This is a genomic window from Streptomyces sp. NBC_00829, from assembly GCF_045161795.1.
GTDB lineage: Bacteria > Actinomycetota > Actinomycetes > Streptomycetales > Streptomycetaceae > Streptomyces.
The window spans coordinates 4,885,550-4,908,362 of record NZ_CP108867.1 but is presented as its reverse complement, the minus strand read 5'-3'; the positions used below and the strand labels follow the sequence as shown (position 1 = coordinate 4,908,362).

The 22,813-nt window shown below is 72.6% G+C and carries 22 protein-coding genes; 15 read left to right on the top strand and 7 right to left on the bottom strand.

The window, feature by feature from the left end; genetic code table 11:
- Window positions 1-213 precede the first annotated feature (213 nt).
- The 8 genes from OG293_RS21625 (at window position 214) to OG293_RS21590 (ending at window position 6,948) form a co-directional block, all read left to right on the top strand.
- Window positions 214-1,677 (top strand): ATP-binding protein, encoded by a 1,464-nt coding sequence (locus tag OG293_RS21625; RefSeq protein ID WP_406000430.1) that lies wholly within the window; start codon window positions 214-216, stop codon window positions 1,675-1,677.
- Window positions 1,674-2,120 (top strand): roadblock/LC7 domain-containing protein, encoded by a 447-nt coding sequence (locus OG293_RS21620; RefSeq protein ID WP_406000429.1) that lies wholly within the window; start codon window positions 1,674-1,676, stop codon window positions 2,118-2,120. Before OG293_RS21625 ends, OG293_RS21620 begins: the two co-directional genes overlap by 4 nt.
- The gene (locus OG293_RS21615) at window positions 2,117-2,476 is read left to right on the top strand and encodes a DUF742 domain-containing protein (protein WP_406000428.1); all 360 of its coding nucleotides are present in this window, start codon (window positions 2,117-2,119) and stop codon (window positions 2,474-2,476) included. The genes OG293_RS21620 and OG293_RS21615 overlap by 4 nt, the downstream gene beginning before the upstream one ends.
- Entirely contained in the window at window positions 2,454-3,104 is a 651-nt protein-coding gene (locus OG293_RS21610; protein ID WP_406000427.1) for a GTP-binding protein, read from the top strand. Before OG293_RS21615 ends, OG293_RS21610 begins: the two co-directional genes overlap by 23 nt.
- Window positions 3,101-4,414, top strand: coding sequence for a cytochrome P450 (locus tag OG293_RS21605; RefSeq protein ID WP_406000426.1), 1,314 nt, complete (start codon window positions 3,101-3,103; stop codon window positions 4,412-4,414). The genes OG293_RS21610 and OG293_RS21605 overlap by 4 nt, the downstream gene beginning before the upstream one ends.
- Before the next feature lie 26 nt (window positions 4,415-4,440).
- Window positions 4,441-5,646: a cytochrome P450 gene (locus OG293_RS21600; RefSeq protein ID WP_406003670.1), complete on the top strand. Its 1,206-nt coding sequence runs from the start codon at window positions 4,441-4,443 to the stop codon at window positions 5,644-5,646.
- A 229-nt stretch (window positions 5,647-5,875) separates the two neighbouring features.
- On the top strand, window positions 5,876-6,745 hold the full coding sequence (locus OG293_RS21595; protein WP_406000425.1) for a hypothetical protein: 870 nt from the start codon (window positions 5,876-5,878) through the stop codon (window positions 6,743-6,745).
- A 29-nt stretch (window positions 6,746-6,774) separates the two neighbouring features.
- Window positions 6,775-6,948, top strand: a complete 174-nt coding sequence (locus OG293_RS21590; protein ID WP_406000424.1) for a hypothetical protein — start codon at window positions 6,775-6,777, stop codon at window positions 6,946-6,948.
- On the opposite strand, the gene hutI is transcribed toward OG293_RS21590, so the two are convergent.
- The 4 genes from hutI to hutU all read right to left on the bottom strand — a co-directional run bounded on the left by hutI (window position 6,927) and on the right by hutU (window position 12,429).
- Window positions 6,927-8,099 carry an imidazolonepropionase gene (hutI, locus tag OG293_RS21585; protein ID WP_406000423.1) on the bottom strand — a complete coding sequence of 391 codons (1,173 nt, stop codon included), beginning with the start codon at window positions 8,097-8,099 and terminating at the stop codon, window positions 6,927-6,929. The two genes, OG293_RS21590 and hutI, sit on opposite strands and share 22 nt — an antisense overlap.
- Before the next feature lie 81 nt (window positions 8,100-8,180).
- Entirely contained in the window at window positions 8,181-9,515 is a 1,335-nt protein-coding gene (locus tag OG293_RS21580; RefSeq protein WP_406000422.1) for a formimidoylglutamate deiminase, read from the bottom strand.
- Window positions 9,506-10,696, bottom strand: a complete 1,191-nt coding sequence (locus tag OG293_RS21575; RefSeq protein ID WP_406003669.1) for an allantoate amidohydrolase — start codon at window positions 10,694-10,696, stop codon at window positions 9,506-9,508. The genes OG293_RS21580 and OG293_RS21575 overlap by 10 nt, the downstream gene beginning before the upstream one ends.
- A gap of 71 nt (window positions 10,697-10,767) precedes the next feature.
- On the bottom strand, window positions 10,768-12,429 hold the full coding sequence (hutU, locus tag OG293_RS21570; protein WP_406000421.1) for a urocanate hydratase: 1,662 nt from the start codon (window positions 12,427-12,429) through the stop codon (window positions 10,768-10,770).
- Window positions 12,430-12,547: 118 nt separating this feature from the next.
- Between hutU and OG293_RS21565 the strand changes: the two genes are divergently transcribed.
- From OG293_RS21565 to OG293_RS21545, 5 genes are all read left to right on the top strand, one after another.
- The gene (locus OG293_RS21565; RefSeq protein WP_406000420.1) at window positions 12,548-13,867 is read left to right on the top strand and encodes a diaminopimelate decarboxylase; all 1,320 of its coding nucleotides are present in this window, start codon (window positions 12,548-12,550) and stop codon (window positions 13,865-13,867) included.
- 212 nt (window positions 13,868-14,079) lie between these two features.
- Window positions 14,080-14,493 carry a hypothetical protein gene (locus OG293_RS21560; RefSeq protein WP_406000419.1) on the top strand — a complete coding sequence of 138 codons (414 nt, stop codon included), beginning with the start codon at window positions 14,080-14,082 and terminating at the stop codon, window positions 14,491-14,493.
- A 17-nt stretch (window positions 14,494-14,510) separates the two neighbouring features.
- Entirely contained in the window at window positions 14,511-15,254 is a 744-nt protein-coding gene (locus OG293_RS21555) for a transcriptional regulator (protein WP_406000418.1), read from the top strand.
- A 37-nt stretch (window positions 15,255-15,291) separates the two neighbouring features.
- On the top strand, window positions 15,292-15,720 hold the full coding sequence (locus tag OG293_RS21550; RefSeq protein ID WP_406000417.1) for a roadblock/LC7 domain-containing protein: 429 nt from the start codon (window positions 15,292-15,294) through the stop codon (window positions 15,718-15,720).
- A gap of 57 nt (window positions 15,721-15,777) precedes the next feature.
- Window positions 15,778-16,152 carry a hypothetical protein gene (locus OG293_RS21545; RefSeq protein ID WP_406000416.1) on the top strand — a complete coding sequence of 125 codons (375 nt, stop codon included), beginning with the start codon at window positions 15,778-15,780 and terminating at the stop codon, window positions 16,150-16,152.
- Window positions 16,153-16,393: 241 nt separating this feature from the next.
- Here the strand turns inward: OG293_RS21545 and OG293_RS21540 are convergent, their stop codons facing one another.
- Together OG293_RS21540 and OG293_RS21535 are read right to left on the bottom strand one after the other, a co-directional pair.
- Window positions 16,394-17,230: a MurR/RpiR family transcriptional regulator gene (locus tag OG293_RS21540; protein WP_406000415.1), complete on the bottom strand. Its 837-nt coding sequence runs from the start codon at window positions 17,228-17,230 to the stop codon at window positions 16,394-16,396.
- Window positions 17,227-18,732 (bottom strand): aromatic amino acid ammonia-lyase, encoded by a 1,506-nt coding sequence (locus OG293_RS21535; protein WP_406003668.1) that lies wholly within the window; start codon window positions 18,730-18,732, stop codon window positions 17,227-17,229. The genes OG293_RS21540 and OG293_RS21535 overlap by 4 nt, the downstream gene beginning before the upstream one ends.
- A gap of 361 nt (window positions 18,733-19,093) precedes the next feature.
- Here OG293_RS21535 and OG293_RS21530 point away from each other — a divergent pair, with 361 nt between their 5' ends.
- The gene (locus tag OG293_RS21530) at window positions 19,094-19,510 is read left to right on the top strand and encodes a hypothetical protein (protein ID WP_406000414.1); all 417 of its coding nucleotides are present in this window, start codon (window positions 19,094-19,096) and stop codon (window positions 19,508-19,510) included.
- Window positions 19,511-19,823: 313 nt separating this feature from the next.
- Here OG293_RS21530 and OG293_RS21525 read toward each other — a convergent pair whose 3' ends face one another.
- Window positions 19,824-21,212, bottom strand: coding sequence for a cystathionine beta-synthase (locus OG293_RS21525; protein WP_406000413.1), 1,389 nt, complete (start codon window positions 21,210-21,212; stop codon window positions 19,824-19,826).
- 140 nt (window positions 21,213-21,352) lie between these two features.
- On the opposite strand from OG293_RS21525, the gene OG293_RS21520 reads away from it, so the two are divergent.
- Entirely contained in the window at window positions 21,353-22,357 is a 1,005-nt protein-coding gene (locus OG293_RS21520; RefSeq protein ID WP_406003667.1) for an SGNH/GDSL hydrolase family protein, read from the top strand.
- Window positions 22,358-22,813: the final 456 nt, after the last annotated feature.

Here is a 22,813-nt window from a genome sequence, read left to right as displayed (position 1 = left end):
CCGTGAAGGAGACAGAAAGGGGGATGCGGACGGTGTTCGAGTGGCGGATGGGGGCGGGGCTCCCTGGGGCAGGAGTTGCACAACTGACATTCGAACGCGGCTCTGTTGATCGTAGGATCTGATTGCTCCCGATCCCCCGCGGGAGTTCGGCGTGTCCTGGAAGGGCTCTGTCTCCGTGGTCATGGTCAGCAAGATCGTCCTGTCGAGGCCGTCATGACGAGCGCGCCGAGAACCGGAGGCGGCCTGTGGTGGGCGCTCGCCGTGGCCGTCGCCGCCGCAGCCGCCGCACTGGTGGGCTGGACCGGCGCCGAGTGGCGGCAGATGCTGGCGGGCGGCTGCGTGGCCGCCGCCGTACTGCTCCTGGCCTGGGTGCTTCTGCTCTCGCGGCAGCTGAGGGCCGAGCGCGCCGGGCACGCCCGCGAGCAGGCCCTCGCCGCCGCACGGGGGGCCGAAGTCGCCCATCTCGCGGCGGTACGGGCGCCCGCGATCGCCGAGCGGGTGCGCACGGGACAGCGGCTGGACCGGATTCCCGGGCCTCTCGCCCCCGACGCCGACACCGGCGAGGACTTCGCCAGGGCGCTCGCCTCGGTCGTCGCGGCGCTCGGCTCCGACGTGGCGGTCCGCCGGGAGCGCGCGCTGCGGGACTCGGTGCAGGCGGCCTTCGAGTCCGTCGCCCGGAACATGCACGCGATGGCCACGGTCCAGCAGCAGGTGCTCGACCGCGTCGAGCGGTCCATCGACGATGCCCGGCTGATGGCCGAGGTGATGAAGGCCGACCACGCGGCCTCGCAGATGACCCGCAAGGCCCAGACCCTGCTGGTGATGTGCGGTATCTGGCCGGCCCGCCGCGAGACGCAGCCGGTCTCGCTCTACGACTGTGTCCGGGGCGCGCAGTCCCGCATCGTGGAGTTCGGCCGGATCGAGGTACACGGCGGTCAGACGCTCTATGTGGTGCCGCCCGCGGTCGAGGGCCTGATGCATGCCATCGCCGAACTGCTGGAGAACGCCACGGTGTTCTCCCCCTCCCGCACCCAGGTCGTGGTCACGGTCCGGGAGGTGGGCGCCGGAGCGGTGGTGGAGATCGACGACGCTGGCCTGGGCATGCCGCCCGACGTGCTCCAGCAGGCGACCGGACAGCTGCGGGAGGAACTGGACCTGGCACGGCTCGGCGCGGTTCCCCGGCTGGGCCTGGCCTGTGTGGGGCGGTGGAGCCGGGAGCTGGGCTTCAACGTCGAGCTGACGGGCGCCTCGGCGTACGGGGGCACGCGCGCGGTGGCCTTCGTGCCGTACCGGCTGCTGACGGAGCCGCTGTCGCACATCGCGGGCCCGCCCCGGGCCGCCGAGGCCCCGGAGCAGGGCACCGGGCCGGGGAGCGCGGGAGGCGCGGCCGGAGCGCGGACCGGCTTCGCGGGAGGCGCGTCCGAGTTCGCCGAGACACAGCCGGCCCCGCCCGGCGCGCTCCCCCGCCGCCGCAGCCGGCGCGGCGCCGCCACCGAGGCCGCGGCCGAGCAGGCCCTGCACCACCCGCAGCCCGCGCAGGCCCCCGAACCCTCGTCCCCCTGGACCCCGGAGGCGGCGCGCGCGTCGATCGCCAGCGTCGTGTCCGGATCGCGACGGGGTCGCGCGGCCCTTCAGGACCCCGAAGCACCCGACGAGCACGATGGAGGCCGGCCGTGACCGGGACCATAACCAGACTTCCCGACCTGGGCTGGATGCTGCGCCCGCTGACCGAGATCCCGGGCGTCCGGCATGCCGTCGTCGTCTCCGAGGACGGACTGCGGCTGGGACACGCGTCCGCCGACAACCTCTCGGGACCGGTGGCCTCGCTGAGCGTCGGTGAGGCCGAGGCGCTCTCCGCGGCCTGCGCCGCCATGACCATGACCGGACGCTCCACCGCCGCGCTGCTGTTCGGCGGCGGCGCCGCGGTGCGCCAGCTGATGCTGGAGTCGGAGCACGGATTCGTGCTGTTCACCCACGCCGGAGTGGGCGCGCACCTGGGCGTGGCCACCGACACCGAGGCCGACGTGGGCCTGGTCGCCCAGCAGATGCAGCTGCTCGTGGCGAAGATCGGCGCGCATCTGAGCAGCCAGCCGCGAGATCCGGTGACCCCGTCGTCATGACGGACCGCCCGGAGGAACGCACGACGTCGGCGGTCCGTCCGTATGTCATCACCGGCGGACGCGCGGACACCGGAAGCGAGCCGCTGTCCTGGGAGACCCTGGTGATGGCCACGGACGCCGCCTTCCCCGCGTCCCTCCAGCCGGAGCACCACACGATCCTGTCGCACTGTCAGGGTCTGCTCTCGGTCGCCGAGGTGGCCGCGCACCTCGGCCAGCCGCCCTCGGTGGTGCAGGTGCTCCTGGCCGACCTCGTCGAGTGGGGCCTGATCGTGATCCGCCCGCCCATTCCGCCGGCCGAACGCGCCGATGTGACCATGCTCAGAAAGGTCCTCCATGGCCTCGAAAGCCGACTCTGACGCCCCCGGCAGGGTGTCGGGCGCAGAGCCGGGACAGCCGAACCAGGCGAGCCCGTCGGGAAAGTACGTCACGTCCAGCGTCGCGGGCGCGGCGAAGATCCTCGTCGTCGGCCCGCTGGGGGTCGGCAAGACCACGCTGATCGGCACGGTCTCGGAGATCAAGCCGCTGTTCACCGAGGCGGTGATGACCCGGGCGGGCGCGCGCGTCGACACCGGCGGGGACCGGGCCAAGACGACCACCACCGTCGCCCTGGACTTCGGCCGGATGACCCTCGACGGCGACCTGGTGCTCTATCTCTTCGGCACCCCCGGCCAGCAGCGGTTCCTGCCCGCCTGGCGGGATCTCGCCAAAGGAGCGCTCGGCGCGCTGGCGCTGGTCGACACCCGCGATCTGTCCGCGTCGTTCGACGCCCTGGGCAATCTGGAGGATCTCGATCTGCCGTTCGCGGTGGCGGTCAATGTCTTCCCGGGCAGTCCGCAGCACCACGAGGACGATCTGCGGACAGCCCTCGACCTGCTCCCCCACACCCCGCTGGTGGCCTGCGACGCCCGTGACGCGCGCTCCTCCGTCCGGGCACTGATCGCCCTTGTCAGCCATCTCATCAACGCCGCGACGGAGACCTCATGAGCACGCTGCACCCCCCGCCGCCGCCACGCCGGGCGGCCGGACCCGGTGGCCGCTGCCCGGCGGCCACCGCGCTGTACGGTCCGGATCTCGACGGCGACGCACTGCCCGCGCTGTACGAGGAACTGCGCCGCGAGCACGGCCCGGTCGCGCCGGTGACGGTCGCGCCCGGCATCGAGGCATGGCTGGTGCTCGGCCACCGCGAACTGCTCCGGCTGACGCGCGAGGAGCAGGACTTCTCGCACGACCCGCGCCGCTGGCGCCTGCTGCGTGAGGGCCGGGTGCCCCCGGACTCGCCGATCCTGCCCCTCGTGGGCTGGCGGCCCGCGCTGCTGTTCGCCGACGGGCAGCAGCACCGACGGATGCGGGCGGCCGTCTCCGACGCGCTCGCCGGGATCAACGGGCACGAACTGCGCCGCAGCGTACGGGCGGCGGCCGAGCAGCTCATCGCCTCGTTCGCCGAGCGGCGCACGGCCGACCTCGTGCCGCACTACGCCCGCAAGCTGCCGATGCAGGTGATCACCGGTCTGCTCGGGGTGGACGAACAGACCGGCCAGCAACTGGTGCAGGCCATCGCGGGCATGGTCGTCGCCAACGCGGACTCCGTCAACGCCGGCCAGCGGATGGGCGCGATCCTGCTCACGCTGATCGACGAGAAACGGCGCTGTCCCGGCAACGACATCACCTCGGCCCTGCTGCACCATCCCGCACGGCTCACCGACGAAGAGGTCCTGCACAACCTGGTGGTGATGTTCGTCGCCGGGAACCAGACCACCGTGAACTGGATCGCCACCACCCTGCGCATCCTGCTCTGCGACCCGGCCTTCCGCTCCTCGCTGACCGGCGGGCACCTCAGCGTGGACGACGCCCTCGACCTCGTCCTGTGGCGCTTCCCGCCCACCCAGAACTTCCCCGCGCGCTACGCCACCCGCGACCTGGACTTCGCCGGACAGCGGGTCCGGGCCGGGGACATGCTGCTCCTCGGCCTCGCCGGGGCCAACCAGGACCCCGAAGTGCTGCCCCCCGACGGGGTCCCGGTGACCGGCAACCGCTCGCATCTGGCGTTCGGCGCCGGACCGCACACCTGCCCGGCGCAGGACCCTGCCCGGCTGATCACCCGCACCGCGGTGGACACGATCCGCCACCGGCTGCCGGATCTGGAGCTCGCGGTGCCGGAGAACGAGCTGGCATGGGTCAAGTCGCCCTGGAGCAAGGGACTCGCGGCGCTTCCGGTGCGGTTCACGGATCCGCAGCTGCCCTCCGTACGCCCGTCAGCGCCCATGTCCGTCTCTCAGTCAGGAGAGCGCAGTTGACCACCTCAGGTGACACCCCGCACCGGATGGACCCGGCCGGCGGCTGCCCGCACGCGGACAACGCCCGGCTGCTCGCCCGCAACGCGGTCGCCTCCGTCGTGCTCCCCGGCGACGTGGAGGGCATGGCCGTGCTCGGCCACGACGCGCTCAAGGAGTTCCTCGCCCACCCCGATGTCGCCAAGGGCGCCGAGCACTTCGCCGCGCTGCGCGACGGCCGGATCCCCGACGGCTGGCCGCTGAGGACCTTCGCGACCGTGCAGGGGATGACGACCGCCGACGACGCGGACCACCGGCGGCTGCGGTCGCTGGTGAGCAAGGCGTTCACCGCCCGCCGTGTGGAGGAGCTGAGGCCGCGGATCGAGACGGTGACCGCGCAGCTCCTCGACGGCCTGGACGAGGCGGCGGCGCAGGGCGGCGGCGTCGCCGATCTGCGCAGCCACTTCGCGCTGCCGCTGCCGATGGGTGTCATCTGTGAACTGCTCGGCGTGGACGCCGAGCACCAGGACCGGTTGCACCATCTGTCGAACCAGGTGGTGAGCACGTCCATCGGTCCCAAGGAGGCGATGGCCGCCAACCGCGAGCTGGTGGCGGTGCTCGGGACGGTCGCCGCGACCCGCGCGGCGCATCCCGGGGACGATCTGACCAGCGCGCTGATCGCCGCTCGCGAGGAGGACGGCGACCGGCTCAGCCAGCACGAGCTCATCGGCACCCTGCTCCTGATGATCATTGCGGGGCACGAGACGACGCTGAACCTGATCACCAACGCGGTGCGCGCGCTGTGCGGGCACCGGGACCAACTGGAGCTGGTGCGGTCCGGCAGGGCGGCCTGGTCGGACGTGGTCGAGGAGACGCTGCGCTGGGACAGCCCGGTGAGCTTCTTCCCGTTCCGCTACCCGACCCGGGACCTCACCGTCGACGGCACGCTGATCCCCAAGGGCACGCCGGTGCTCGCCGGTTATTCCGCGGCCGGACGCGACCCCTCGGCGCACGGACCGGACGCGGACCGCTTCGACATCACCAGGAGCGGCGGCGCACGGCATCTGTCGCTGGGCCACGGCCCGCACTACTGCCTGGGCTCCCCGCTGGCGCGGATGGAGGCGACGATCGCGCTGGAGCAGCTGTTCACACGCTTCCCCCGGCTGGATCTGGCGATCGAGGAGGCGGAGCTGCCGCGACACGCGAGCTTCGTCGGCAACAGTGTGCAGGAGCTGCCGGTACGGCCACGGGGCTGAGGCGAGCGGGGCCCGGGACGGGCAGACCGCGGACCCGAGGCGCTGCGGGAGCCTGCGCCGCGGGGCGCGCGCGGCCCCGGGCCCTCGGGCGATGCCGGGGCCGGCGCTCCGGCAGGCGCGGTTCAGCGACCGCCCAGGGCCACCTCGACCGCCGCCCCCTCCGTGCCACGCCCGCCGTGCCGTCCCTGCAGGAGGTGACAAAATGAGATGAAACCACCCTTGCTCGGGGATGTCCGCGTGGGAGGCCACGATGATGGCGTCGCAGAGCGCAGAACCCGTCCAGCACCGGGACCTGTGGCCGGGTATCGCCGGGATGGTGGCGGGAGCGCTGCTCATCACCGGGCAGATCCTCTGGTGGGACACACCAGGCACCGGGGGAAGCGGCGCGCTCAGGAGCGCCTTCTTCTACTACGTCCAGGAGGGCAACCGCGACACCGCGGAGGCCACCGCCTACATCCTGCTGGTGGCGGGCCTGCTCTTCCTGTTCTTCCTGGTCGCACTCTCCCGACTGGCGGGCAACCGCTCCCACCTGGTGCTGGTGGGCGGCACGGTCTTCACCGCCTTTCTCCTGATCGGGGCGCTCGCCGGGAACATCTTCGGCATCACGGCGAACCACTCCGAATCCTTCCCGGTCGCCCCGGGGACCGCGCTGATCTCGATCCTGCTGCTCAATGTGGCGTACGGAGCGATGATCGCCTCGATGGTGGGCGCGGCCGTGATGCTGTTCGGGCTCTGGCGCGCGGGTCAGGAGACCCAGGCGATACCGGCCTGGCTCACCTGGGCGGGCCTCGCCGTGGCGGTGATCTCGCTGGCCGGGCCGTTCACCGCGTGGCTGACCCCGCTGCTTCTGGGCGTGTGGGCGCTGGCGGCGGGCGCGCTGCTGATCATGAACGCGCTCGCGCACAAGGACCAATCGGAGCCCGCCCCCGATGCGACGGCGGGGCTGGCCGACGGTCCGGCCGGCAGCCCGCCTCCCGGCCCCACGGCAAGCCCGGCCGGGAGCCCGACCGAAACCTCGGCCCCGAGCCCGACCGCAGAAGCCCCCAGGCCGCCGGAAGCCGGACCGCCGAGCACCGGGCCGACGGACAAGGAGAGTTAGCGCGGACCGGCGCGGGGTGGACGACGTCCGTGCGGCGCAGCGCGGCGGGCGCGATGACCGTGGTCCGCGACACGCTGCCGCGGCGCGCGGGCCGCCCGGCCCGGTGCTTGGCCGACTGCCTGCGGGAGCACCGCGGCAGTTACCAGTCCTTCGCCGACTGCCTGCGGGAGCACCGCGGCAGTTACCGGCACCTCTTGCCCTGACGCCACACGTCCGAGACGAGCGGCACGCCGGGGCGGTAGGCGAGGTGGACATGGCTCGGGGCGTCGAGGAGCACCAGGTCGGCGCGGGCTCCGGGCGTGAGGCGGCCGACGTCCGTGCGGCGCAGCGCGGCGGCACCGCCCGCCGTCGCCGACCAGATGGCCTCGTCCGGGGTCATCCCCATGTCCCGTACCGCCAGCGCGATGCAGAAGGGGACGGACGAGGTGAACGACGAGCCCGGGTTGCAGTCCGTGGACAGCGCCACGGTCGCGCCCGCGTCGAGCAGTCGGCGGGCGTCCGGCCACTGCGCGCGCGTGGAGAACTCCGCACCGGGCAGCAGCGTGGCGACGGTCGAGCTGTTGGCGAGCGCGTCGACGTCCTCGTCACTCAGATGCGTGCAGTGGTCCGCGGAGGCCGCGTCGAGTTCGACGGCGACCTGTACGCCCGGTCCGTGGCCGAGCTGATTGGCGTGGACGCGCGGGTGCAGGCCCTTCGCCTTGCCTGCGGTGAGGATCGCGCGCGCCTGGTCGCCGTCGAACGCGCCCTTCTCGCAGAAGACGTCGACCCAACGTGCGTACGGAGCACAGGCGTCGAGCATCTCGCCGGTGACGAGGGCGACATAGGCCGCCGGGTCGTCGGCGTAGTCGGGCGAGACGATGTGGGCGCCGAGGTAGGTGACCTCGTCGGTGTGGAACGCGGCGATCCGCAGGGCGCGGGCCTCGTCCTCGACGGTGAGCCCGTAGCCGGACTTGGTCTCGAAGGTGGTCGTGCCCTGCCGCAGGGCCTCGGCCATGTACCTGGCGACGTTGGCGCTCAGTTCCTCGTCGGTTGCGGCCCGGGTGGCGGCGACGGTGGTGCGGATGCCGCCGGCGGAGTAGGCCCGGCCGGACATGCGGGCGTTGAACTCCTGGGTGCGGTCGCCGGCGAAGACGAGGTGGGAGTGCGAGTCGACGAACCCGGGGATCGCGGCCCGGCCGCCCGCGTCGACCGCCTCGTCGGCCGCGGGCGCTCCGGCGGCGGGCCCGACCCAGGCGACGCGGTCGCCGTCGAGAACGACGGCGGCGTCGGGGAGGAGGCCAAGAGGGGTGGCATCGCCGAGGGCAGGGTCGTTGGTGACGAGGCTGCGGATGTTGGTGATCAGGGTGGTGCTCATGGGTTCCTCTCCGTGGGAGTGTCCGGACCAGTCCCGTCCGTGGGCGTGTCCGGACCAGTCCCGTCCGTGGGCGTGTCCGGACTAGTCCCGCAGTGAGGCGATCGCGGCGGACAGCGCCGACGCCACATCGGGCACCTCCGCGTGCACACCGTCCCGCACGACATGACGGCCTCCCACCACCGTATGCCGCACATCCGCGGCCGACGCCGCGAACACCGTCGTCTCCGCCGCCAGCCTCGGCACCGGGCCCGCCGTGCGGACCGAGTCCAGGGCCACCGTGGTGAAGTCGGCGAGCGCGCCGGGCTCAAGGCGGCCGGCATCGGGGCGGCCCAGGGCCGCGTGGCCGTCCGAGGTCGCCGCGCGGAGCAGGGCCGCGGCCGTCCAGTGGCCACGGGTGCGCGTGCGCAGGCGTTCGTTCAGTTCCATCGCCCGCGCCTCTTCGAGCAGGTCGATGACCGCGTGGCTGTCGCTGCCTAGCGACAGCGGGGAGCCCGCCTTCTGGAGCGCCGCCGCGGGCCCGATGCCGTCCGCGAGGTCGCGTTCCGTCGTCGGACACATGCAGGTGCCCGACGACGTACCGCCGAGCAGCGCGATGTCCTCGTCGGTGAGGTGCGTGTTGTGGACGCCGGTCGTGCGCGGTCCGAGCACGCCGTGGTCGGCGAGGAGGCGGGTGGGCGTGCAGCCGTGGGCCGCCAGGCAGGCTTCGTTCTCCGCGGTCTGCTCCGAGAGGTGGACATGCAGGGGCGCGCTCCGCGCCGCGGCCCATTCGGCCACGGTCGCCAGCTGCGCGGCCGGTACGGCCCGTACGGAGTGGATCGCCGCGCCGATCAGCGCGTGCTCCCGGCCCTTGAGCCGGGAGGCCCGTTCCGCCCACGCGTCCGCGGTCCCGTCGGAGAACCGCAGCTGGTGGTCGTTCGGGGCCTCGCCGAAGCCGGACGACAGATACGCCGTGTCGAGCAGTGTGATCCGGATGCCCGCGTCCGCAGCCGCCTCGATCAGCGCCTCGCCCATCGCGTTCGGGTCGGCGTACGGGACGCCGCCGGGCGCGTGGTGCAGATAGTGGAACTCGCCCACGGCCGTGATCCCGGCCAGCGCCATCTCCGCGTACACCGCGCGGGCCAGCGCGTGGTACGACTCCGGTGTCAGCCGTGAGGCGACCTGGTACATCACCTCCCGCCAGGTCCAGAACGTCCCCGAGCCCACCTGCACGGTCCCGCGCAGCGCCCGGTGGAACGCGTGCGAGTGCGCGTTCGCGAGGCCCGGGACCGTCAGGCCGCGCAGTACGGTCGCGCCCTGGGGCGGGGCCTCGACCCCCTTGCGGACGGCCGTGATCCGGCCGTCGCTCACATCGAGCGCCACGCCGGGCTCGGTGTTCGTCTCCAGCCAGGCGTGTTCCGCCCAGTACGTCACCTGCACGCGAGGCCCTCCAGTACGTCGGCGAGTGCGAGCACACCGGCGACGCAGTCGTCCTCGGCGGCGAACTCCGCCGGTGAGTGCGAGACGCCGGTGGGGTTCCGTACGAACAGCATGGCGGTCGGGATCGAACCGGACAAAATACCCGCGTCGTGGCCCGCGCCCGTGCCGAGCACGGGGACCGCCCCGCCGAGGATCTTGTTCATTTCGTCGCGCAGGGCGTGCTCGAACTCCACGACGGGCGTGAAGGACTCCCGCACGACGCTCAGATCGACGCCGTCCCGGGCGGCCCGCTCCCGGGCGGCCCGCTCGATCGCGGTGACGACCGTGTCGAGGGCGGCCTGGTCGGCGGCGCGCGAGTCCAGCCAGCCACGGACCAGCGAGGGGATGGCGTTGACGCCGTTCGGCTCGACGGAGATCTTGCCGAAGGTGGCGACCGCGCCCGCGAGTTCGGCCTCGCGGCGGGCGGCGAGGACGGTCTCGGCGTACGTCAGCATCGGGTCGCGGCGGTCGACGAGACGGGTCGTACCGGCGTGGTTGGCCTCGCCGCGGAAGTCGAACCGCCAGCGGCCGTGCGGCCAGATCGCGGAGGCGATCCCGACGCGGTCGCCGGACAGGTCGAGCGCTCTGCCCTGCTCGACATGCAGCTCGACGAACGCGCCGATGCGGGCGAGCCGCTCGGGGTCGGCCCCGATGGCGTCCGGGTCGTACCCGGACGCCTCCATCGCCTGCGGGAGGGTGACGCCGCCGGCGTCCCGCAGGCTGTGCGCGGCCTCACGGGTCAGCTGCCCGGCGGCGAGCCGGGAGCCCACACAGGCGAGCCCGAAGCGCGCGCCCTCTTCGTCGCCGAAGTTGGTGATGGCCAGCGGCCGGGTGAACCGCGCCTGTCTGCCCCGCAGTTCGTCGAGCGCGGCGAAGGAGGAGACCACGCCGAGGGGGCCGTCGAAGGCGCCCCCGTCGGGGACGGAGTCGAGGTGCGACCCGGTGACGACGGCGTCCCCGGCCGCGGGGTCACCGAGCCAGGCCCACTGGTTGCCGTTGCGGTCCGCCTCGTAGGTGAGACCGCGCGTCTCGGCCTGGGCCCGGAACCACGCCCGGCAGTCGGAGTCGGCGGCGGTCCAGGCGTGCCGGCGGTAACCACGGGTCCCCGCGTCCCGCCCGATGGGGGCGAGATCGGCCCACATCGCGTGGAAGGACGGCGCGCCGGGGGTCCCGCCCCCGCTCGGGGCGGGGGAACTCCCATCGTGCGACGAGGTCACGCGTCGCCCTCCCGCATCGGGACGCGGACGCCCTGCTCGTCCGCGACCGACTCGGCGATGTCGTAGCCCGCGTCGACGTGCCGGATGACGCCCATGCCCGGGTCGTTCGTCAGCACGCGGCGGATCTTCTCGCCCGCCAGCTTCGTGCCGTCCGCCACCGAGACCTGGCCCGCGTGGATGGAGCGGCCCATGCCGACGCCGCCGCCGTGGTGGATCGAGACCCAGGAGGCGCCGGAGGCGACATTGACCATGGCGTTGAGCAGCGGCCAGTCGGCGATCGCGTCCGAGCCGTCGAGCATGGCCTCGGTCTCGCGGTACGGGGAGGCCACCGAGCCGCAGTCCAGGTGGTCGCGGCCGATCACGAGCGGGGCAGCCAGCTCGCCGGAGGCCACCATGTCGTTGAAGCGCTCGCCCGCGCGGTCGCGCTCGCCGTAGCCGAGCCAGCAGATACGGGCGGGCAGGCCCTGGAAGTGGACGCGCTCGCCGGCCATCTTGATCCAGCGGTGCAGCGACTCGTTCTCCGGGAAGAGTTCGAGCATCGCTTTGTCGGTCTTGTGGATGTCGGACGCCTCGCCGGACAGCGCCGCCCAGCGGAAGGGGCCCTTGCCCTCGCAGAACAGCGGCCTGATGTAGGCGGGGACGAAGCCGGGGAAGGCGAACGCCCGGTCGTATCCGGCCAGCTGGGCCTCGCCGCGGATGGAGTTGCCGTAGTCGAAGACCTCGGCGCCCGCGTCCATGAAGCCGACCATGGCCTCGACGTGCCTGGCCATGGACTCCCGCGCGCGCTGTGTGAAGTCGGCGGGCTTCTCCGCCGCGTAGGAGGCCATGTCGTCGAAGTCGACGCCGAGGGGCAGGTAGGAGAGCGGGTCGTGGGCCGAGGTCTGGTCGGTCACGATGTCGATCGGCGCGCCCTCGGCGAGCATCCGCGGCAGCAGCTCGGCGGCGTTCCCGAGGAGGCCGATGGAGAGCGGCTTGCGAGCGTCGCGGGCCTCGACGGCGAGCTGGAGCGCGTGCTCCAGGGAGTTCGCGCGCACGTCCAGGTAGCGGTGCTCGATCCGGCGCTCGATGGCCCGGGGGTCGACGTCGATACAGATCGCGACGCCGTCGTTCATGGTCACGGCGAGCGGCTGGGCGCCGCCCATGCCGCCGAGGCCGGCGGTCAGCGTGATCGTCCCCGCGAGCGTGCCGCCGAACTTCTTCGCGGCGACGGCGGCGAAGGTCTCGTACGTGCCCTGGAGGATGCCCTGCGTGCCGATGTAGATCCAGGAGCCCGCGGTCATCTGGCCGTACATGGTCAGACCCAGGGCCTCCAGCCGCCGGAACTCCTCCCAGTTCGCCCAGTCGCCGACGAGGTTGGAGTTGGCGATGAGCACACGCGGCGCCCACTCGTGCGTCTGCATCACGCCGACCGGACGGCCCGACTGGACGAGCATCGTCTCGTCCTGCTTCAGCGTCTGCAGGGTGCGGACCATCGCGTCGAAGGAGCGCCAGTCACGCGCCGCCTTGCCGGTGCCGCCGTAGACGACGAGCTTGTCGGGGTGCTCGGCGACCTCGGGGTCGAGATTGTTCTGGAGCATGCGCAGGGCGGCCTCCTGCTGCCATCCCAGGGCGCTCAGTTCCGTACCGCGCGATGCCCGTACGGGGCGGGGTCCTGACATGGCGATGCCTCCTCGCGACTGCGACCGTCGATGTTGGTTGTTCTATTCACATCCTGATGGTCTGAATAGTCTTAGTCAACAGCTGCGGCGCCGCCTCCCGGATGATTGGCTGGCACACATGCCTTCCGACCGTCGTGATCGGGCCGTACGCGCGGCAGTGGAGCAGGGTCTCCTCACCGAGGGGCAGCCGGTCGCGGCCCTCCTCGACGTCGCCGGCATCCGCGCCTGCGCCGCCGGGCTGCGGAACGCCTTCGCCGCCGTCACCGACGCACCGGTGCTGCACGCCTTCGCCGTGAAGGCCGCGCCCCTGGTCCCCGTCGTGGCGCTGCTGCGCGAGGAGGGTCTCGGAGCCGAGGTCGCGAGCGCCGGCGAGCTCGCGCTGGCCCGCGCCGCCGGCGTACACCCCGGCCGCACGGTCCTCGACTCCCCCGCCAAGACCCCCGCCGAGCTGCGCGAGGCCCTGAGGCTCGGCATCGCGGTCAACGCCGACAATCCGCAGGAGCTGGCGAGGATCGACGCCCTCATGTCGTCCACGGCCACCTCGTCCCCGCTCGGCCTGCGAGTGAACCCGCAGGTCGGCGTCGGCGCCATCGAGGCACTGTCCACGGCGAGCCCGACATCGAAGTTCGGAGTGGCGCTGCGCGACGCCGGTGCCCGTGAGCGGGTCGTCCGCGCCTTCCTCGACCACCCCTGGCTGACCCGGCTGCACGCCCACTCCGGCTCGCAGGGCATGCCCCTCGGCCTCATCGCCGAGGGCATCCGCACGGTGTACGAGCTCGCCGAGGAGATCAACGCGGCGGCCGGACGGCAGCAGATCGACACCGTCGACATCGGCGGCGGCCTGCCCGTCAACTTCACCTCCGACGAGCAGACCCCGACCTTCGCCGAGTACGCACACCGCCTGAAGGAGCAGGCCCCCGGGCTGCTGGACGGGCGCTACGGCCTGGTCACCGAATTCGGCCGCTCCCTGCTCGCCAAGCACGGCTTCGTCCTCGCCCGGGTCGAGTACACCAAGACCGCCGGTGGCCGGCCCATCGCCGTCACACACGCGGGCGTCCAGGTGGCCACCCGCACCGTGTACGACCCGGCCTCCTGGCCGCTGCGTATCGCCGCCTACGACTCCGAGGGGCGGCCCAAGAGCGGCCCCGAGGTCGTGCAGGACATCGCGGGGCCCGCGTGCTTCGCGGGCGATCTGCTCGCCACGGCGCGCCCGCTGCCCCTGCTGGAGCCGGGCGACGTGATCGCGGCACTGGACACCGGCGCGTACTACTTCTCCAACCACTACGGCTACAACAGCCTTCCCCGGCCCGGGATCCACGGATTCATCGCCGGCCGGAGCGGTGCGACCCGGTTCGCGACCGTACGGGCCCCGCAGAGCCTCGCGGAAATCGTCGCCGAGTCCGGCGGCGCACAGGCCAACGCCCTGACCGCTCCCTGAACCCCTCCTGGCTGCTGATGCGTGCGGGCATGCCGAACGGCCCGGTCATGAGTCTTCAGGAGCAGGCGGCGATGGGCGGACCCTAGCGGGCCGAGGGCATGTTCCGATGGAAAATGCCCCAACTCCCCCTTCAGGTCGCAACGTTGCGTAACTTCCCCGTCACTGCCGCACATCGGTGCGCGGCGCTCAAGTGGGCGGAGAGGGGAAGCCGCGTGCCCGGAATCGACGAGTGTCTGCTGGAAGCCATGCTGGTGCCGGGCGCGCGCGGGGCATCCATCGTGGACTGGATCAGCGGGCTCGCACTCGGCACAGTCGGCGAGTCGCCGGGCAACGACCACGAGGCCACCGCGGCGGAGACGGCCGAACTGGCCAGGATGGCCACCGAGTACGCCGCCTTCGCGCCCGAACAGCCGGCCGCGGGCGGCGATACCGGCGAGGGCAAGGACGGCCCGCCCGTCGAGGACCTGATCGTCACCACCCGCACCGGCTACCACGTGGTGCGTTTCGTCGCCACGACCTTCGACAGCAGCGTGTTCCTCCATCTGTGGCTCGACCGGGACCTCGGCAATCTCGCCCTGGCCAGGCTGCGCCTCCAGAAGCTCGCCGAAGGGCTGGTGCTCGGATGAGAGCCGCCGTGTCCCCGATGCTCGTCAGACTCGCGGACGAGCGGGCCACCGGAGTGCTGGTACGCGACCACGGCGCGCTGTACCTCGCCGACGGCCAGGTCGTGCACGCCGAGGCTCCCGACGCCCCCGGACTCGATGTCCTGCTCACCGCCGGCGGCCGGCTGCGGCCGGACAGCTGGGCGGACGCGGTCGCACAGGCGGGATCGCGCCGCCAGGTCGCCCGCTTCCTCGTCGACAGCGGCCAAGTGGCCGGCGGGGAGCTGGAGATCTGCCACCTCGGCGCACTCTTCGACGCCGCCTACTTCGCGCTGGCGCCCGGCAGCGGCCCGACCCGGTTCCGCTACGGGGTCGCCCACTGGATCGGCAGAGTGCGGCCGGTGCCCACCCAGGTCGTCGAACGCGAGGCCCGGCGGCGCAGTCGGCTGCTGGACGCCGTGTGGCCCCATCCCGCGGTCGACACGGCCCCGGTCGTGCCCCACCCGCGCTGCGCGGGGCGGGCGCTGAGCCCCCGCAGGCAGGCGCTGCTCGACCTCGCCGACGGCGTGCGCACCCCGGCCGCCATAGCCCGCGAACTGGGGCGCCCTGCCTTCAACACCCTGATCGAGGTGCGCAGGCTGGCCGCCGACGGGCTCATCGAGACGCCCGGCGAGAACAGGGCACCCGACGACCCCGGACCGCCTCCCGAGGCCTTCGAGCCCCCGTCCGTCCTCGACTCCGCCCTGCTCCGCCGACTCCGTGACGCACTGGAGGCAACCCTGTGACGCGCCGCTACGTCCACCAGGTCCTTTGCGCACCGTCATGAGGCGCGCGCTGCGACTGCGCGCCGAGAGGAGACAGCTCATGACGGCCGAGGCCGATGTGCTGAGGGAACTGAAACGGCTGCGGATGCGAGTGCCGCAGCTCACCGGCGCACTGGCCGCCAGCACGGACGGTCTCGTGCTGGCGGCCGACACCGCGGAGGCGGAGGGCGTCGCGGCGCTGACCGCCGCCGCCCTCGGTGTCGCAGTGCGGCTGACCGAGGCCACGGGGCAGGGGGGCTTCCGCGAGCTACTGGTCCGGGGCGAGCGGGGACATGTCGCGACCTACGCGGCGGGTTCCTCGGCCGTCCTCACCCTCCTGGCCGAGCCACGCATCAACGTGGGGCGGCTCCATCTCGAGGCCCGCCGCTCCTCCGCCCGCATCGGCGAGCTGGTGGACGGCGCCCTCGAACGACCGGAGAACACCTGACCCATGACCGACACACCACCGCGAACAACCACCAGACGGAAAGGAAGTGCGCATCTCATGGCGAACACCGAACGCGCTCTCAAGGAAGCCACCACAGTCATCGAAGGTGCCCTCGGCGCCGCGCTCGTCGACTACACCAGCGGGATGGCGCTGGGCACGGTCGGCGGCGGCAAGGAACTCGACCTGTCCGTCGCGGCGGCGGGCAACACCGATGTGGTGCGCGCCAAGGTGCGGACCATGGAGCAGCTCGGGCTCAAGGACAGCATCGAGGACATCCTGATCACCCTCGGCTCGCAGTACCACCTGATCCGTCTGATGAAGGGCCGGGGCACCAATGGCCTGTTCCTGTACCTGGCACTCGACAAGGACCGCGCGAACCTGGCGATGGCCCGGCACCAGTTGAAGGCGATCGAACTCGAGCTGGAGGTCTGAAGACCCGCGCGAGCGCCGGGCGGGCTCCCGATGGAGCGCGCCCGGCGCTCGGCGTCCGGGGAGCACGTGCCCGGCGCCACGTCTCCCCGGTACGCCGCGTGCCCGGCTCACGGCACTACCGCCCGGACCCGGCACCCGGCGTCCGTCAGCCCGGCGTCCCCCGGCTCGACGTCCGGGAGCGCCGGCAGCGAAACCGGCCCGCCGCCAGAACCCGGCCAGCGCCGGAGCGCACCGCGCCGGGCTACTCCGCGAAGAGGCCCCGCGCCGCCGCCCTCGCGTCGAACTCCTCCAGCCGCGCCTGCGCATCGGGCAGGTCGTCGCACATCGCCTCCAGGAGCACCCGGCCGAGCAGCATCGGCGCGCATGCCGTGTCGAAGACCAGGCCCGTCCCGACCGCGGCCGGGATCAGCAGGTCGCTGTGGGCGGCCACCGGCGCGAAGGCCGAATCCGCGACCGTCACCACCCTCAGCCCCACCGAGCGCGCGTGCGCCAGCGTCTCCACGACCTCCTTGGGGTGCCGCGGCAGCGCGAAGCACAGCAGGGCGCTCGCCCCGGCGCGGCGGGCCGCGTCGATGCGGTCGGCGAGCATCGTGCCGCCCTCGTCGAGCAGCCGCACATCCGGGTGGACCTTGGCCGCGAAGTACGCGAAGCCGCGGGCCTGCGACGAGGCTGCCCGCAGACCGAGCACGGGGAGCGGACGGGACGCGGCGAGCAGCCGGCCCGCGCGCTCGACCGGCTCCGGGTCGGTGAGCAGCTCCGAGAGATGGCGCAGATTCTCGATCTCGGCCTGCACGGCCTGCTGGTACTCGTTGTACGTCTCCTGGCCCGACTCGGCCTCGGCGGGCGCGACCTCCCGCAGATGCCTGCGCAGCGCCGGGTAGCCGTCGAAGCCGAGCGCGACGGCGAAGCGGGTCACCGAGGGCTGACTGACCCCGGCGACCTCGGCCAGCTCGACGCTGGACAGGAACGGGACGTCGGCGGCCCGGCGCACCATGCTGTGGGCGATCCGCCGCTGGGTCGGGGTGAGCCGGTGCCCCTCGAAAAGCTGCTGCAGTCGTGCGGCAGGGCTGTCGTTCATACCGTCCCCCTCGTCAGATCGGTCATCAGGTCCGTGAACCGGTCGAGCAGCGCCGCCGCGGCCGTGACATCTTCGGTCAGCGGCCGGTCGGCGAACTCCTCGTCGAGCACGGTCTCGGCCAGTTCGAAGGCCCTGCCCACCGGGAGGGCGGGCTCGGGCCGCAGTCCGCGCTGGCGCAACGCCCGTACGGCGGCGACGAGTTCGCAGCCGACGACGAGCCGGTACGCGCCCTGAGCACGCAGCGTCTGGCGCGCGGCCAGCGAGGCGAAGCTGGCCTGTTCCTCGACGCCCCGGGACAGTACCGCGTGGCCGAGGGAGGCGGGCGCGGAGAACGCACGCAGATCGCCGAGGGCCGCGCCCGCGGCGTACTCCAGGATCATCACGCCGGAGCTGGCGGCCTCACTGTCGGCGAGGAAGGGCCGCAGCCGGGTGTAGGCGGGTTCGTTCAGGGCGGAGAGCCGTGAGGTGGAGAGCCGGGCGGTCTGGGTGATGGCGAGCCGGAAGTGGTCCAGGTCCAGGGCGAGTTGGGCCATGTAGAAGCCGCCGTGGTGGTAGGCGGCCATGTCGGATGGCCGTATCAGCGGGTTTTCGGCGGCTGCGTTGATCTCGACGGCGAGGGTGCGCTCCAGGGCGTCCGCCGCGTCCTGCGCGGGTCCGTGGATCTGCGGCAGACAGCGGAAGCCGTAGGGGTCCTGGATGCGGCCGAGCGGCGGGGTGGGCCGCTCGGGGGCACCGAGCAGCTGCCGCATGCGGGCGGCGACGGCGTAGGTGCCGGGGTGCGGGCGGGCCGCGTGCACCGGTTCGGCGAACGCCTCGTAGGAGCCGTCGACGGCGAGCAGCGAGAGGGCGCCGACCAGTTCGGTGGCCGAGACGAGCGCGCGCAGCCCGTCGAGGGCGAGGGCGGCCTGGCCGAGGGTGAGTGCGTTGGAGCTGATCAGGGCGAGGGCGTCGTTGTTGTCGAGGGCCTGCGCCTCGGGGGGCGGACCGTCCTGCCAGGGGTGTTCGCCGGCGAGTGCGAGGCCCACCTGGGCGAGGGCGGCGATGTCTCCGGTACCGACCGAGCCGAATTCGTTGACGAGGGGGTGCGCCCCGCTCTCCAGCGCCTCACACAGGGCGGTGACGACGCCGGGGCGCAGTCCGGCGCCTCCGGCGAGGAGCTGGTTGGCGCGGACGGCGAGCATGGCGCGGACCTCGCGGGCGGGCACCGGCTCACCGATCGCCCCGGCGTGCGAGCGCAGCAGCCGCAGTCCGTGGCCGGCGGCGGCCTCGGTGGGCACGTTCTCGTTCCGGTTGGCGCCGACGCCGGTGGAGCGGCCGTAGACGCGGCCGGAGGCGGCGAGCTCGCGCGCGGCCTCCCAGGCGGCCCCGACGCGCTTCATCGCCTCGGATCCGGGAACGGGCCGTGCCGTGCCGTCGGCCAGCCGGACGATGTCCGCGACCGGGAGGCTCTGCCCGTCGAGGACGACGATGGCGGTGGACGAGTCCACCATGCGGGACGACATCACGCGCAAACCCCTCCTTTCGGACGGTTCGTCTTGCCTTCCGGGCATCCGTACCAGTGACCTACCCCGGAACAGTGACAACTTATTCAGCTACCAAGAACTCTGCATGACTATATGCAGGACGGGCAAGGGGCGAAGGGTGATCAAATTCGAAGCGATGAGCAAGCGCCTCCTCAACGGCTCCTCCACGGCGGTGAACGGGACAGGAAGGACCCGCAGGACGTGGCTAACGACGGAGCGAGGCAGCACGCGGCCTCTCGCGGAGCCGGCATCCCGGCGGCGCTCCTGCGGCTACCCCTACGGATGGACAGGGGGGCTACCCCCACTGACTGGACGGCCCGCCACCCGTAGCGTAAACGGCATGGAAGCCCGCGACCCTGAGCTCAAGAAGGAGCTCGATGCCACCCTTCACGCCCGTCGTGAACTGGGGGAAGAGTACGAGTCCGCGCTCGTCGAATCGTTTCTGGACAAGGTCGAGCAGCGGCTCGACGGCACAGTGGACCGCCGTGTGCGCCGCCAGATGGCAGAACAGCAGATGGTGGTCGCCCGCGGCGCCCGCCCGCCGCAGTCCGCGGAGGCGAACTTCGGAGAGCGCTTCGGCTTCGCGATCATCTCGCTGATCCTGGCGATCCCGCTGTCGGCGATCGCCGTGGTGCAGGCGAATCTGGAAGGCCTGATCGTGGCCTGGCTCGGCATCGTGGGGGTGAACGCGGTGCATGCGGCGCGGGGGTGGCCGTGGATGCGGAAGGGCCGCGAGAAGTCCGACTGGGAGGACTAGGGTCTTTCGGACGAAGTCCGAGCCACACAAAGGAAAAAGCGGGAACCGCCGCACCCCCGGGTTGCCCCGGGGGGCGGGACGACGGCGGTCCCCGCGTGGGACACGGTCCCGGGTCAGGGCCGGTCGCGCGTCCAAGGCGTCTTGGGAGGCCCGGGAGCCGCTCCGGAGGTCCTAGACGCCGCTGTGAGTGCCGGCCGGGTTCCCTGCCCGGTCCCCCTGCCGACATCAACCACTGTGCAGGACGCGTGTTAAGCGGGTGCTGCGCGAACGTGACGCGCACGTACCGATTGTGCGAAACCGTGTGCGTACCCGGCTACTTGCCGCCCTTGGCGAGGAACGACAGCAGGTCCTGACGGCTCACCACACCCGTCGGCTTGCCCTCGATCAGCACGATCGCCGCGTCCGCCGCGCCCAGTACCTGCATCAGGTCGCCGACCGGCTCGCCCGAGCCGACCTGCGGGAGCGGCGCGCTCATGTGCTTCTCCAGCGGGTCGCCGAGGGAGGCGCGCTGGGTGAAGAGCGCGTCGAGCAGTTCGCGTTCGACGACGGAGCCGATGACCTCCGCGGCCATCACGTCCGGGTGGCCGGCGCCGGGCTTCACGATCGGCATCTGGGAGACGCCGTACTCGCGCAGGACCTCGATCGCCTCGCCGACGGTCTCCTCCGGGTGCATGTGGACCAGGCTGGGGATCTTGCCGCCCTCCTTGTCGCGCAGGACGTCGGCAACGCTCGCGGACGGGCCGGAGCCCTCCAGGAAGCCGTAGTCCGCCATCCACTCGTCGTTGAAGATCTTGGAGAGGTAGCCGCGGCCGCTGTCGGGCAGCAGGACGACCACGACATCGTCCGGGCCGAGGCCCTCCGCCACACGCAGCGCGGCGACGACGGCCATGCCACAGGAGCCGCCCACGAGCAGGCCCTCCTCCTTGGCGAGGCGGCGGGTCATCTGGAAGGAGTCCTTGTCGGACACGGCGACGATCTCGTCGGTCACGGTCGGGTCGTACGCGGTCGGCCAGAAATCTTCGCCGACGCCCTCAACGAGGTAGGGGCGGCCGGAGCCTCCGGAGTAGACGGAACCCTCCGGGTCAGCGCCGATGATCTTTACCTTGCCGCCGCTGATCTCCTTGAGGTAGTTGCCCGTCCCGGAGATCGTGCCGCCGGTGCCGACGCCCGCGACGAAGTGGGTGATCTTCCCGTCCGTCTGGTCCCACAGCTCGGGACCGGTGGTCTCGTAGTGCGAGCGCGGGTTGTTCGGGTTGGAGTACTGGTCGGGCTTCCAGGCTCCGGGGGTCTCACGGACCAGGCGGTCGGAGACGTTGTAGTACGAGTCGGGGTGCTCGGGGTCGACGGCCGTGGGGCAGACCACGACCTCGGCGCCGTAGGCACGCAGCACATTGATCTTGTCCGTGGACACCTTGTCCGGGCAGACGAAGATGCACTTGTAGCCCTTCTGCTGGGCCACGATCGCGAGTCCGACACCGGTGTTGCCCGAGGTCGGTTCCACGATCGTGCCGCCGGGCTGGAGGGCCCCGCTCTCCTCGGCCGCTTCGATCATGCGCAGGGCGATACGGTCCTTCACCGACCCGCCGGGGTTGAAGTACTCGACCTTGGCGAGGACGGTCGCCTGAATGCCTGCGGTCACGCTGTTCAGCTTCAGCAGCGGGGTATTGCCGACGAGACTGATCATCGAGTGGTGGATGCGCACAATGTTCTCCGGGATCTCCGTAGGTATGCGGCCAGCGTATGCGGAGCGGCGGGTGATTGGGCGACGGTCGCCACGGGGCAGGTAGCTGATGACCGAAGCAGAGCTACGAGGAGGTGGCTGGGACTGTGTCGAGGGCGAGGGTGGCTCGGCGCATCGCGGCAGGCGCGGCGTACGGCGGGGGCAGTATCGGCCTGCTCGGAGCGGCGGCGGTGGGGCTCGTGCTCGCGGAGGTCCAACTGGCGAAGCGCTCGGTGGGCGGGGGCACGGCGCCGCTGCCGCCGCGCGGGGACGGCCTGTACGGGCTGACCTTCGGGCGCAGCAATCCGCTGGTCCTCGGCGTGCTGGGGGACTCGACGGCGGCGGGGCAGGGCGTACGGCGGGCGGGGCAGACGCCTGGGGCGCTGCTGGCGTCCGGTCTGGCGGCGGTCGCGGAGCGGGCGGTGGAGGTCCGCAACGTGGCCCTGCCGGGGGCCCAGTCCGACGACCTGGAACGGCAGGTGACGCTGCTGCTCGCGGACCGGGCACGGACGCCGGACATCTGCATGATCATGATTGGCGCGAACGACGTCACCCACCGGATGCCGCCGACGCGGTCCGTGCGCTATCTGTCGTCCGCGGTGCGCAGGCTGCGGACGGCGGGGGCGGAGGTGGTGGTGGGGACGTGCCCGGATCTGGGCACCATCGAGCCGGTGTACCAGCCGCTGCGCTTCCTGGCGCGCCGGGTGTCACGGCAACTGGCGGCGGCGCAGACGATCGTGGTGGTGGAGCAGGGCGGCCGGACGGTGTCGCTGGGGGACATGCTGGGGCCGGAGTTCGCGGCGAACCCGCGGGAGATGTTCGGGGCCGACAACTACCACCCGTCGGCGGAGGGCTACGCGACGGCGGCGATGGCGATGCTGCCGACGGTGTGCGCGGTGCTGGGGGTCTGGCCGGAGTCGGACCGCCTGGAGGCGGACCGCCACGAGGACATGCTGCCGGTGGCGAAGGCGGCGGCGACGGCGGCGAAGCAGGCGGGCACGGAGGTCACGGCCGCGAGGGCCCCCTGGGCGCTGCTGAAGTACCGCAGACGCCGCCGCCTCCCGGAACCGTCCCCGCAACCGCCGAGGCCGGAGCCGGAGCCGACGACGGAGGCGAGGCGGGCGTAGCGGGCGGGTCTGGGGGGTGCGGGCTGCCCAGGTTCGGGGTCGGCGTGCCCGGTGCCGTGGGGTGCGGGTTCGGGCGTGCCCGATGCCGTGGGGTGCGGGTTCCGGGTCCCCTCCGGGTCGACTCCTCGGCGTCGGCGGCCAACGGGCCGTCCGCATTGATCACCCGGCGTCCGCCGCCGATCGCCTGCGGGGACGACCCTGCACGGACCCTCCCCGGCGGAAGCGGCGCAGGCCCGGCCCTACGGGTTCGCCCAGGGACCACCCACCGGGCAGCGACCACCAACGCCCCTGCCCAGGGACACCACGATCCCGGTACCAACCCCGTCGGGTCGACTCCTCGGCGTCGGCGGCAAACGGCACGGCCCCTCCCCGGCGTGACGGCTCCGTGTGCGGGCGCGGCCGGTCGGACGGCCGGTCCCTCGCTCTCGGTGCGAAGCAGCTGCTTCGGGGGCTCTC

Excerpts from the sequence above, each read along its gene's own strand:
- OG293_RS21545 (WP_406000416.1), top strand. The coding sequence starts at position 15,778 with ATGGCGAACACCGAACGCGCTCTCAAGGAAGCCACCACAGTCATCGAA.
- OG293_RS21595 (WP_406000425.1), top strand. The coding sequence starts at position 5,876 with ATGTCCGCGTGGGAGGCCACGATGATGGCGTCGCAGAGCGCAGAACCC.
- OG293_RS21535 (WP_406003668.1), bottom strand. The coding sequence starts at position 18,732 with ATGTCGTCCCGCATGGTGGACTCGTCCACCGCCATCGTCGTCCTCGAC.
- OG293_RS21550 (WP_406000417.1), top strand. The coding sequence starts at position 15,292 with ATGAGGCGCGCGCTGCGACTGCGCGCCGAGAGGAGACAGCTCATGACG.
- OG293_RS21575 (WP_406003669.1), bottom strand. The coding sequence starts at position 10,696 with ATGTGGGCCGATCTCGCCCCCATCGGGCGGGACGCGGGGACCCGTGGT.
- OG293_RS21565 (WP_406000420.1), top strand. The coding sequence starts at position 12,548 with ATGCCTTCCGACCGTCGTGATCGGGCCGTACGCGCGGCAGTGGAGCAG.
- OG293_RS21610 (WP_406000427.1), top strand. The coding sequence starts at position 2,454 with ATGGCCTCGAAAGCCGACTCTGACGCCCCCGGCAGGGTGTCGGGCGCA.
- OG293_RS21605 (WP_406000426.1), top strand. The coding sequence starts at position 3,101 with ATGAGCACGCTGCACCCCCCGCCGCCGCCACGCCGGGCGGCCGGACCC.
- OG293_RS21600 (WP_406003670.1), top strand. The coding sequence starts at position 4,441 with ATGGACCCGGCCGGCGGCTGCCCGCACGCGGACAACGCCCGGCTGCTC.
- OG293_RS21615 (WP_406000428.1), top strand. The coding sequence starts at position 2,117 with ATGACGGACCGCCCGGAGGAACGCACGACGTCGGCGGTCCGTCCGTAT.
- hutU (WP_406000421.1), bottom strand. The coding sequence starts at position 12,429 with ATGTCAGGACCCCGCCCCGTACGGGCATCGCGCGGTACGGAACTGAGC.
- OG293_RS21530 (WP_406000414.1), top strand. The coding sequence starts at position 19,094 with ATGGAAGCCCGCGACCCTGAGCTCAAGAAGGAGCTCGATGCCACCCTT.
- OG293_RS21625 (WP_406000430.1), top strand. The coding sequence starts at position 214 with ATGACGAGCGCGCCGAGAACCGGAGGCGGCCTGTGGTGGGCGCTCGCC.
- hutI (WP_406000423.1), bottom strand. The coding sequence starts at position 8,099 with ATGAGCACCACCCTGATCACCAACATCCGCAGCCTCGTCACCAACGAC.
- OG293_RS21555 (WP_406000418.1), top strand. The coding sequence starts at position 14,511 with ATGCTCGTCAGACTCGCGGACGAGCGGGCCACCGGAGTGCTGGTACGC.
- OG293_RS21540 (WP_406000415.1), bottom strand. The coding sequence starts at position 17,230 with ATGAACGACAGCCCTGCCGCACGACTGCAGCAGCTTTTCGAGGGGCAC.